Origin of the sequence: Stenotrophomonas sp. S39 (assembly GCF_016624665.1) — a bacterium.
Classification (GTDB): domain Bacteria; phylum Pseudomonadota; class Gammaproteobacteria; order Xanthomonadales; family Xanthomonadaceae; genus Stenotrophomonas.
This window is the reverse complement of record NZ_JACVTT010000007.1, coordinates 72,644-83,788: the sequence shown is the minus strand read 5'-3', so window position 1 is coordinate 83,788 and position 11,145 is coordinate 72,644. Positions and strand designations below refer to the sequence as shown.

The following is an 11,145-nucleotide window of genomic DNA, read 5'->3' as shown; positions in this document are numbered from 1 at the left end:
AGCCCATGAAGCCGGTCGACTAACAGTCGACCCTACCAAGAGGTCGCCACGAGGGGCTCCGCCGTTGGCCGGAACCCCCGCGACAAACCCGCGCACGTGCGCAATCCCCACGAACGGCGGACAATGGAGATCTCAGGCGGCCCGCCACGCCGCCCCTCCCGCTTTCCGCTGCAAGGAATCCCCCATGGCCGCCCGCAAGTCCACCGCTCCCCTCATCGAAGTCACCGCCCGCCCCGGCAAGCCGCTGGGCATGGCCCCGGCCACGTTCCTGCGCGACTTCTGGCAGAAGCGCCCGCTGCTGATCCGCAATGCCTTCCCCGACTTCCAGACCCCGGTGCAGCCGGAAGACCTGGCCGGGCTGGCCTGCGAGGAAGGCGTGCTGGCGCGCCTGATCCAGCACGACAAGGCCCAGGACGGCTGGCGCGTGCGCAGCGGCCCGTTCCAGGAAGAGGTGTTCCCCGCCCTGCCCGACCGCGACTGGACCCTGCTCGTGCAGGACGTCGACAAGTGGGACCCGGACGTGCGCGCCCTGATCGAGCACTTCAGCTTCCTGCCGCGCTGGCGCATGGATGACGTGATGATCAGCTTCGCCGCCACCGGTGGCTCGGTCGGCGCCCACGTCGACCAGTACGACGTGTTCCTGCTGCAGGCCCACGGCCACCGCCGCTGGCAGATCGACGCCAGCGAATCGATCAAGGGCAAGCGGCCCCCGCTGGGCTTCCGCCCGGACGTGGAACTGAAGCTGCTGCAGGTGTTCAAGCCGACCCACGACTGGGTGCTGGCGCCGGGCGACATGCTGTACCTGCCGCCGAACGTGCCGCACCACGGCGTGGCCGAAGACCCCTGCCTGACCTTCTCCTTCGGCATGCGTGCGCCGGCCTCGGCCGAGCTGATCAGCGACTACCTGGACACGCTCATCGCCGATGCCGACGAGAACATCCGTTACCAGGATCCCGACCTGAAGGTCCCGGCCGATCCGAACGAAATCGATACGGTGGCGATGGCACGGGTGATCACCGCGCTCAACGCCATCCGCATGAACGACCCGGACAAGCTGGGCGACTGGTTCGGCCGCTTCATCACCACCTACCGCGCCGCGGGCGAAGTGATGGCCCATCAGGCGGCACCGGCACCGGAAGAAGTGGTGCAGGCGCTGGCTTCGGGCCTGCTGCTGCAGCGCCACCCGTGGGCACGCCTGGCCTGGCGCCGGGCCAAGCGCGGCGCCAGCCTGTATGTCAGCGGCCAGGATTTCGCCCTGCCGGTGAAGGACGCACAGCGCCTGGCCGGCGCCGAGCAGCTGGACGCGGCGGCCTACCGTGGTCTGTCCCACAAGGGCCGCGCGGTGCTGCAGCAGCTGCTGGTCGGCGGCGTGTTCCAGCTGATCGACCCGAACGAGGTGTATGACGCCGAGGACGAGGACGAAGACGCCGCAGTGCTGGGCGAAGTGGTCGAAGGCCACGACCAGGTGGCCGAGCTCGACGACGAGGTGGTCTCCGACGACGTGCACACCGTGAACGTGCACGACGACGGCATCGAGGTCATCGTCAACTTCGAAGACCACGACGAAGACGACAGCAACGACGGCCGCGCCTGAGCCATGGCCACCATCCGGGTCCAGCAGGTCAACCACGCCGACGCCCACGCCGCCATCCACGGCGTGCGGCAGCGGGTGTTCGTGCAGGAACAGGGCATCGCGGCCGAGCTTGAGCGTGATGCGCTGGACCCGGTCAGCGCCCACGCGCTGGCCCTGGACGCCGATGGCCAGCCGGTCGGCACCGGCCGGCTCACCCCCGATGGCCGCATCGGCCGCATGGCGGTGCTGGCCAGCCACCGTAACCAGGGGGTCGGCGAGGCCCTGCTGGATGCACTGGTCGAGGCCGGGCGCACGCTCGGCCTGGCCGAAGTGCACCTGCACGCGCAGCTGCCGGCCCGTGATTTCTACGCCCGCCAGGGCTTCCTGCCCGAAGGCGAGGTGTTCGAGGAGGCCGGCATCGGCCACCAGCAGATGCGCCGCCGGCTGGGCGTGGCCAGCGCCATCGACAGCCGCGCCGAGGCCGTGGCCATCACCACCGCCATCATCCACCGGGCGCGGCGCCAGCTGTGGCTGCACAGCCGCCAGCTCGACCCCGGCCTGCTCGATGCAGCGCCGGTGCAGGCGGCCCTGCGCCGCTTCGTCACCGCCCGCCACGACAAGCAATTGCGGGTGATCGTGCACGACGCGGCCGCGATTGCTGCTGCCGGTTCCCCGCTGCTGGCCCTGGCCCAGCGCCTGCCCAGTGTGATCCAGTTCCGCGAGGTCAGCGATCCGATCGACCGTGCGCTGGCCTCGGCCTGCCTGGTCAATGACGCGGGCGACTTCTACTTTCGTCTTATCGGCCATCGGCTGGACGGCGAAGCCGGGATCGCGCTGCCGGCACGTTCGCAGCCGTTCGAGCAGCAATTGCAGCGCGTCTGGGACCGTTCGCGCGATTGCAGCGAACTGCGCGCGCTCGGCATCTGAGCGCGCTGTCCCGGACAAACCTGTCTGGGAGCGACACCGGGGGACGCGCAATGCCGTTGGCGGTGCCCCTTCGTGTCCGGATGGGGGTACAATTTGGCCGTTTGAACGCGCCCGTGCAGGGCTATTCATTTTCCTGCAGGGTCCTTCTGAAGCCATACCCCACAAAGCGAATCAGCACCCTCCATCGTGGACAATCAACTGAAGCAGTTTGCGCAATCTTCGCAACTCGCCGGCGGCAACGCCTCCTATGTCGAGGACCTGTACGAGCAGTACCTGGTCTCCCCGGATAGTGTCGATCCCAAATGGAAAACCTACTTCGACGGCTTCAAGGGCCGTGAAGCAGGCGACATTCCGCACTCGGCCGTCATCTCCCACATCGCGGACGCGGCCAAGGATGCGCTGAAGGCCGGCACCGGCACGGGTGCAGGCGACGAGCGTGAGCGCAATGTCGGTCGTCTGATCACTGCCTACCGCTCGCGCGGCCACCTCGACGCGCGCCTGGACCCGCTGGGCCTGACCACGCCGGTCAACACCCCGGACCTGGGCCTGCCGTTCCACAGCCTGTCCGACGGCGATCTCAACAGCGAGTTCAGCACCGGCGGCGTCGGCGGCCAGCCGCGCATGAAGCTGCGTGACCTGCTGGCACGCCTGAAGGCGACCTACACCGGCTCGATCGGTGCAGAGTTCATGCACATCGCCGAAGTCGAGCAGCGCCAGTGGATCTACAAGAAGCTGGAACTGGCCGGTGGCAACTACCAGCTGGACGCTGACACCCAGCGCCGCACGCTGGAGCGCCTGACCGCCGCCGAAGGCCTCGAGCGCTACCTGCACACCAAGTACGTCGGCCAGAAGCGCTTCTCGCTGGAAGGCGGCGATTCGCTGATCCCGATGATGGACACCATCATCCGCAGCGCCGGCAAGGATGGCGTCAAGGACGTGGTCGTCGGCATGGCCCACCGCGGCCGCCTGAACGTGCTGGTCAACACCCTCGGCAAGAACCCGCGCAAGCTGTTCGACGAGTTCGAAGGCAAGTTCGAGCACGACGAGCACGCCTCGGCCGGCGACGTGAAGTACCACATGGGCTTCTCGGCCGACGTGGCCACCGACGGTGGCCCGGTGCACCTGGCGCTGGCGTTCAACCCGTCGCACCTGGAAATCGCCGACCCGGTGGTTGCCGGTTCCGTGCGTTCGCGCCAGGAGCGCCGCAAGGACACCGCCCGCAAGCAGGTCATGCCGATCCTCATCCACGGCGACGCGGCCTTCTCCGGCCAGGGCGTGGTCATGGAGCTGTTCCAGATGTCGCAGGCCCGCGGCTTCGCCGTCGGCGGCACCGTGCACATCGTGGTCAACAACCAGGTCGGCTTCACCACCTCCAACCCGCTGGATACGCGCTCCACGCGCTATGCCACCGACGTGGCGAAGATGATCGCCGCACCGGTGCTGCACGTGAACGGCGATGATCCGGAAGCGGTCGTGTTCGCCGCGCAGCTGGCCTTCGAGTTCCGCCAGAAGTTCGCCAAGGACGTGGTCATCGACCTGATGTGCTACCGCCGTTGGGGCCACAACGAGGCCGACGAACCGGCGATCACCCAGCCGCTGATGTACCAGGTGATCCGCAAGCACCCGACCACCCGTGAGCTGTACGCCGAGCAGCTGGAAAAGGCAGGCGTGATCGCCGCCGGCGCCGGCAAGGCGATGGTCGATGCGTACCGCGACAAGCTGGACGGTGGCGAAGTGACCACCGAACTGGCCAAGGTCGAGAAGACCCCGCCGACCAGCCCGCTGTTCGTCGATTGGCCGAAGCTGCTGGAAGGCAAGCTGTCCGATGAGATCTCCACCAAGGTGGACAAGGACAAGCTGGTCGAGCTGGCCAAGCTGATCAACACCGTGCCGGAAGAAGTGCAGCTGCACTCGCGCGTGTCGAAGGTCTACGACGACCGCCGCAAGATGGCCGCCGGCGAAATCCCGGGCGACTGGGGCTTTGCCGAGAACCTGGCCTACGCCACCCTGCTGGACGAGGGCAATGCCCTGCGCCTGGTCGGCCAGGACGTCGGCCGCGGCACCTTCACCCACCGCCACGCGATCCTGCACGACCAGAAGACCGACAACTACTACCTGCCGCTGCGGCAGCTGGTGGATTCGCCGGAAAAGGCCAGCATCATCGATTCGCTGCTGAGCGAAGAAGCGGTGATGGCCTACGAGTACGGTTTCTCGACCACCGATCCCAACACCCTGTGCATCTGGGAAGGCCAGTTCGGCGACTTCGCCAACGGCGCCCAGGTGGTGATCGACCAGTTCATCGCCGCCGGCGAAGCCAAGTGGGGCCGTATTTCCGGCCTGACCCTGCTGCTGCCGCACGGTTATGAAGGCCAAGGCCCGGAACACAGCTCGGCGCGCCTGGAGCGCTTCCTGCAGCTGTGCGCGCTGGAAAACATGCTGGTCGTGGTTCCGTCCACCCCGGCACAGGCCTTCCACATGCTGCGCCGCCAGCTGCACCTGACCACCCGCAAGCCGCTGGTGGTGATGTCGCCCAAGTCGCTGCTGCGCCACAAGCTGGCCGTGTCGACCCTGGACGAGCTGGCCAACGGCGAGTTCCAGCACCTGATCGGCGATGCCAATGCCGATGCCAAGAAGGTCAAGCGCGTGGTGCTGTGCTCGGGCAAGGTCTACTACGACCTGCTGGAAGACCAGACCAAGCGTGGCCAGGACGACGTGGCGATCATCCGCGTGGAACAGCTGTACCCGTTCCCGCGTGCGCTGCTGGCCGCCGAACTGAAGAAGTACGGCAAGGCCACCGACGTGGTGTGGACGCAGGAAGAACCGCAGAACCAGGGTGCGTGGTACCAGATCCGCCACCACCTGCAGTTCTGCCTGGCCGATGGCCAGAGCCTGCACTACGCCGGTCGCGCACGTTCGGCTTCGCCGGCTGCCGGTCACATGGCTGACCACGTCCGCGAACAGCAGCAGCTGGTCGCCGACGCACTGGTCAACCCGTTCAACGACACGTTCGCTGAATAACCCTCCCCCTATTTAGAAGACAAACCAGGAAGCTCCCGCAATGGCCACCGAAGTCAAAGCCCCGGTACTGCCCGAATCCGTCGCCGACGGCACCATCGCCACCTGGCACAAGAAGGTGGGCGACGCCGTCAAGCGCGACGAAAACCTGCTTGACCTGGAAACCGACAAGGTCGTCCTGGAAGTGCCGTCGCCGGTCGATGGCGTGATCAAGGAGATCAAGTTCAAGGAAGGCGACACCGTGACCTCCAGCCAGGTCGTGGCGATCATCGAAGAAGGCGCCGTGGCTGCTGCCCCGGCTCCGGCCGCTGAAGCCGCTCCGGCTGCAGCCGCTGCCCCGGCCGCTGCGGCCGCTCCGGCCCCGGCTGCCAAGTCGGCTGCCGACACCCTGCCGCCGGGTGCCCGCTTCACCGCCATCACCGAAGGCGTGAACCCGGCTGACGTCGACGGCACCGGCCGTCGCGGCGCCGTGACCAAGGAAGACATCGTCAACTTCGCCCGCAACGGCGGCGCCGGCAAGGCCGGTGGCGCACGTCCGGAAGAACGCGTGCCGATGACCCGCATCCGCAAGCGCATCGCCGAGCGCCTGATGGAGTCGAAGAACTCCACCGCCATGCTGACCACCTTCAACGAAGTCGACCTGTCCAAGGTGTCGGCCGCGCGCAAGGACCTGCAGGACGAGTTCGTCAAGGCACACGGCATCAAGCTGGGCTTCATGAGCTTCTTCGTGAAGGCCGCTGCCAACGCCCTGCAGCGCTTCCCGCTGGTCAACGCCTCGATCGACGGCGACGACATCATCTACCACGGCTACTCGGACATCTCGATCGCCGTGTCCACCGAGAAGGGCCTGGTCACCCCGGTCCTGCGCAACGTCGAGCGCATGTCGTTCGCCGACATCGAAAAGACCATTGCCGACTACGCCAAGAAGGCGCGTGACGGCAAGCTGGGCCTGGACGAACTGCAGGGCGGCACCTTCACCGTGACCAACGGCGGCACCTTCGGTTCGCTGCTGTCGACCCCGATCATCAACCCGCCGCAGAGCGCCATCCTGGGCATGCACGCCATCAAGGAGCGTCCGATCGCCCAGAACGGCCAGGTCGTGATCGCGCCGATGATGTACCTGGCCCTGTCCTACGACCATCGCATCATCGATGGCAAGGACTCGGTGCAGTTCCTGGTGGACATCAAGAACCAGCTGGAAAACCCGGGCCGCATGCTGTTCGGCCTGTAAGAGACCTCCCGCCCCTCCGCGCCCGCGCGGAGGGGTTCTGGTAATGCATCAAGGAATAATTCAATGGCTGAACAATTCGACGTCGTCGTCATCGGTGCAGGCCCGGCCGGTTACCACGCTGCCATCCGCGCGGCACAGCTGGGCCTGAAGACCGCCTGCATCGACGCAGCGCTGGGCAAGGACGGCAAGCCGGCACTGGGCGGCACCTGCCTGCGCGTGGGCTGCATCCCGTCCAAGGCGCTGCTGGATTCCTCGCGCCAGTTCTGGAACATGGGCCACATCTTTGGCGACCACGGCATCAGCTTCAAGGATGCCAAGATCGACGTCGAAGCGATGGTTGGCCGCAAGGACAAGATCGTCAAGCAGTTCACTGGCGGCATCGCCATGCTGTTCAAGGCCAACAAGGTCGCCACCTACTACGGTTTCGGTGAACTGCAGCCGGGCAACGTGGTCAAGGTGAAGCAGCACGACGGTTCGGAAGTCGAACTGAAGGGCACCAACGTCATCATCGCCGCCGGTTCGGATTCGATCGAACTGCCGTTCGCCAAGTTCGACGGCGACACCATCGTCGACAACGTCGGCGGCCTGGACTTCACCGAAGTGCCGAACCGCCTGGCCGTGATCGGCGCCGGCGTCATCGGCCTGGAACTGGGCAGCGTGTGGAAGCGCCTGGGCGCTGAAGTCACCATCCTGGAAGCACTGCCGGAGTTCCTGGCCGTGGCCGACGCCGAAGTGGCCAAGACCGCTGCCAAGGAATTCAAGAAGCAGGGCCTGGACATCCGCCTCGGTGCCAAGGTCTCCAAGACCGAGATCACCGGCAAGGGCAAGAAGAAGGAAGTCGTTGTCACCTACACCGACAGCGAAGGCGAAAAGACCCTGACCGTGGACAAGCTGCTGGTGGCCGTCGGCCGTCGCGCCGCCACCAAGGGCCTGCTGGCCGAAGGCACCGGCGTGAAGGTCAACGAGCGTGGCCAGATCGAAGTCGACGCGCACTGCCACACCGGCGTCAATGGCGTCTGGGCAGTGGGTGACTGCGTGCGCGGCCCGATGCTGGCGCACAAGGGCTTCGAGGAAGGCATCGCGGTGGCTGAGCTGATCGCCGGCCTGCCGGGCCACGTCAACTTCGACACCATTCCGTGGGTCATCTACACCGAGCCGGAACTGGCCTGGGTCGGCAAGACCGAAGCGCAGCTGAAGGCCGAAGGCATTCCGTACAAGGCCGGCAGCTTCCCGTTCGCCGCCAACGGTCGTGCCGTGGCGATGATCGAGCCGGCAGGTTTCGTGAAGATCCTGGCCCATGCCGAAACCGATCGCATCCTCGGCATGCACCTGGTCGGCGCCAACGTCTCCGAGCTGGTGCACGAAGGCGTGCTGACCATGGAGTTCAGCGGTTCGGCCGATGACCTGGCCCGCATCTGCCACGCCCACCCGTCGCTGTCGGAAGTGATCCACGACGCGGCGATGGCGGTCAGCAAGCGCGCCATCCACAAGGCGAACTGATCTGCATCATGGTAGGTGCCGACCGTTGGTCGGCACGTACCTGCAGACGAAAAACCCCGCTTCGGCGGGGTTTTTTGTTGCCTGCAACAGCGCCGCGTGTCTTGACCCTGCAATGCTGCGGTTCAATGATCGGGGGCATCTGACCAAGGAAGGAAAGTCCATGCGCTCGACTCCCCTCGCCCGCACGTCGCGCGCCGCTGCAGTGATGTTGATGGCAACCCTTGCTCCGCTGCTGGCCTGCGCAGCCGAACCGCTGGAAGGCGACTACCGCAGGGCCTCGGTACAGCCGGTTGAAGTGAGCCCGCTCGGCGCCAACCAGATCCGGATCCGCTACAGCATGCCGGGCGAAACCCTGTTCCACTCACCTGGCGTCGATTACCGCTCCACCGACGGCACCCTGCAGATCGCCATCCGCCGCTGCGGCGTCAAGGACAGCGGCTGTACTGTCACGGCCAAGGCCACCTCGCCCAAGGACGATCCGTGGCGGCCGGTGGTCGTGCTGCCCTACCGCGGCGAGAAAATCATGATGATGTACAGCGATGGCCAGCAGCAGGTCGTCCCTGCACCGCCGGCAGCGGGTTCACGCTGACCCGGACTCACTGGCGGCAGCCGCCGCGCCCAGTACCTGCATGAAGACCTGCGTTGCCCGCGATGCGGGCGCCGCCGGGGAACAGACCAGGCCGAACACGCGGCGGATGCCCGGGGTGATGGGCAGCACCCGCAGCCCCTGACGATCCAACGGCAGGGTCGATTCGGGCACCAGCGAAACGCCCAGTCCCTCGCGCACCAGCACGCAGGCGCTGGCCCAGTCGCGCACCGTGATCCGCACGTCGGCCAGTTGCAGGCCTGCGTCCTCCATCAGCCGCCGGCCATTCACGGTGCACCCGCCTGTGGCGAGGATGAAGGGCTCGGCAGCCAGTTCATCCAGCGCGATTCCGCGCTCGGTGGCGCGCCGCCCCAAGGGATGTGCCTGCGCGAGCACCGCCACCCACGCATCGCTCCCCAGGGCCAGCGGCAATCGCGCGGGTGCAGGATTCAGCACCACGCCCACCTCGACCGCACCCGAAGCCAGCCACTGTTCGACCTCCTCGTCGGTGCCCTCCACCACCACCACTTCGATGCCCGGGTGGCGGCGCTGGAAGTCGCGCAGCAGTGCCGGCAGCACGGTCGAAACGATCGAGGGGAACGTTGCCAGGCGGATGCGCGCACCGCTCAGCCCCTGGCTGTCATCAGCCAGCGCGCGGATGGCCTGCAGGCCGTCCAGCATGCGCCGCGCGTGATCGATCACCTGCTGGCCCAGCGCCGTGACGTCCACCTGGCGGCGCTCGCGGACGAACACCGGAAAGCCGAGTGCGGCCTCCAGCTGGCCGATGGCCTGGCTGGCGCCGGACTGGGTGATGCCGACGCGGTCAGCCGCGCGCGAGATCGTGCCCTCGTCGGCCACGGCCACCAGCAACCGCCAATGCGCGAGATTCATCATGTGATGCAGTAGCTCAACTTATGGCAATGGAGTCGAACATTAATTTTACCACCGCGCTCGCGCTGGGCAGACTGCCCTGGATCGGCAGGCTCCTGCCATTTCCCTGCCACCGGAGGCTCCCCTTGAAGCTGTACTACGCACCCTGGACCTGCTCGCTCTCGCCCCATATCGTGCTGCGCGAACTCGGCCTTCCCTTCGAACTGGTGAAGGTCGACAACGCGACCAAGCGCACCAGCGATGGCCGCGATTTCCGCACCATCAGCCGCACGGGCTATGTCGCGGCACTTGAACTGGATGACGGGCAGGTGCTCGGCGAAGGCCCGGCCATCGTCCAGTACCTGGCCGATCTGCGGCCGGACAGCGGCCTGGCGCCGCCACCTGCAAGCTGGCAGCGCGTGCGGCTGCAGGAATGGCTGAACTTCGTGACCAGCGAGATCCACGCCGGCTCGGCGCCGCTGTTCAATGCGGCGCTGCCGGACGAGGCCAAGGCCTTCTTCCGGCAGAAACTGTTCAAGCGCTTCGACCTGCTGCAAGAGACGCTGGCGGCACAGGACTACCTGATGGGCGCCGCCTTCAGCGTGGTCGACGCCTATCTGTTCACCGTGCTCGGCTGGTGCCGCATCTTTGCCATCGACCTTGCGGCATGGCCGGCACTGGAGGCCTACGTCCGCCGGATCAATGCGCGCCCGGCGGTGCAGGCGGCGCTGCGCGCCGAGGCGGCCTGATGTAGCGCCGAGCCCATGCTCGGCTGGCCGGTGCAAAAAACAGCCGAGCGCAGGCTCGGCTCTACAGAAGACGGCAGCCCCATTGTAGAGCCGAGCCCATGCTCGGCTGGCCGATGCAAAAAGCAGCCGAGCGCAGGCTCGGCTCTACAGAAGACGGCAGCCCCATTGTAGCGCCGAGCCCATGCTCGGCTGGCCGATGCCCGGCCCTACCCCTGCCGGGCGGGGGCCGCCGGCTTTGGCGGGTCATCACACACGCGATGCTTGACCACGGTGTCCCCCACCTTCCATTGCTTCACGACCCGACAGCGCTCCTTGGCCTCGGGCGCTTTCGCAGACCTCAACCCGGCCGCATCCGCCTCATCGGCAGCGGCCGTCTGCTGGCGCTCCAACCACGCCGAGGACGGTACCGGCGACTGCGCCAGTGCCGGGCCGGCCAGCGCTGCCAGGGCAACCAGCAGCACCTTCATGCCGCCACCGCACGGCCGCCCAGCACGCGGGCCGGCAGCATGAACAGCGCACGCAGGAAAGCGAACAACGCCGAGAAGGTGATGCCGACCAGGCGGAACGGCAGGCTCAGCAGCCAGACGAACGGCCAGGCAATCAGCGCGAGCAGCGCCAACGGCCAGCACAGCACGAACAGCAGGCACCACACGCCCAGCGCGAACAAGGTCTTCATGACGGTCTCCTTGGGCGG

At 66.9% G+C, this 11,145-nt stretch carries 10 protein-coding genes; 7 read left to right on the top strand and 3 right to left on the bottom strand.

What is annotated here, in order from left to right; all coding sequences use genetic code 11:
* The first annotated feature begins 184 nt into the window (after window positions 1-184).
* The 6 genes from IAE41_RS04115 (at window position 185) to IAE41_RS04090 (ending at window position 8,835) form a co-directional block, all read left to right on the top strand.
* Window positions 185-1,594 (top strand): cupin domain-containing protein, encoded by a 1,410-nt coding sequence (locus IAE41_RS04115; protein WP_200732193.1) that lies wholly within the window; start codon window positions 185-187, stop codon window positions 1,592-1,594.
* A 3-nt stretch (window positions 1,595-1,597) separates the two neighbouring features.
* On the top strand, window positions 1,598-2,500 hold the full coding sequence (locus tag IAE41_RS04110; RefSeq protein WP_200732192.1) for a GNAT family N-acetyltransferase: 903 nt from the start codon (window positions 1,598-1,600) through the stop codon (window positions 2,498-2,500).
* Between the two features lie 186 nt (window positions 2,501-2,686).
* A complete protein-coding gene (locus IAE41_RS04105; protein ID WP_200732191.1) occupies window positions 2,687-5,518 on the top strand; it encodes a 2-oxoglutarate dehydrogenase E1 component in 2,832 nt (943 codons plus the stop codon).
* 40 nt (window positions 5,519-5,558) lie between these two features.
* On the top strand, window positions 5,559-6,746 hold the full coding sequence (gene sucB, locus IAE41_RS04100) for a dihydrolipoyllysine-residue succinyltransferase (protein ID WP_200732190.1): 1,188 nt from the start codon (window positions 5,559-5,561) through the stop codon (window positions 6,744-6,746).
* Window positions 6,747-6,809: 63 nt separating this feature from the next.
* Window positions 6,810-8,246: a dihydrolipoyl dehydrogenase gene (lpdA, locus tag IAE41_RS04095; RefSeq protein ID WP_200732189.1), complete on the top strand. Its 1,437-nt coding sequence runs from the start codon at window positions 6,810-6,812 to the stop codon at window positions 8,244-8,246.
* A 211-nt stretch (window positions 8,247-8,457) separates the two neighbouring features.
* Window positions 8,458-8,835: a hypothetical protein gene (locus IAE41_RS04090; protein ID WP_200732188.1), complete on the top strand. Its 378-nt coding sequence runs from the start codon at window positions 8,458-8,460 to the stop codon at window positions 8,833-8,835.
* Here the strand turns inward: IAE41_RS04090 and IAE41_RS04085 are convergent.
* Complete coding sequence (locus IAE41_RS04085; protein ID WP_234458284.1) at window positions 8,827-9,723, bottom strand: LysR family transcriptional regulator; 897 nt, start codon at window positions 9,721-9,723, stop codon at window positions 8,827-8,829. The two genes, IAE41_RS04090 and IAE41_RS04085, sit on opposite strands and share 9 nt — an antisense overlap.
* Before the next feature lie 125 nt (window positions 9,724-9,848).
* On the opposite strand from IAE41_RS04085, the gene gstA reads away from it, so the two are divergent.
* Window positions 9,849-10,451, top strand: a complete 603-nt coding sequence (gene gstA, locus IAE41_RS04080; protein WP_200732186.1) for a glutathione transferase GstA — start codon at window positions 9,849-9,851, stop codon at window positions 10,449-10,451.
* Between the two features lie 206 nt (window positions 10,452-10,657).
* On the opposite strand, the gene IAE41_RS04075 is transcribed toward gstA, so the two are convergent.
* Entirely contained in the window at window positions 10,658-10,918 is a 261-nt protein-coding gene (locus IAE41_RS04075) for a hypothetical protein (RefSeq protein ID WP_200732185.1), read from the bottom strand.
* A complete protein-coding gene (locus IAE41_RS04070) occupies window positions 10,915-11,127 on the bottom strand; it encodes a hypothetical protein (protein ID WP_079222433.1) in 213 nt (70 codons plus the stop codon). The genes IAE41_RS04075 and IAE41_RS04070 overlap by 4 nt, the downstream gene beginning before the upstream one ends.
* Window positions 11,128-11,145: the final 18 nt, after the last annotated feature.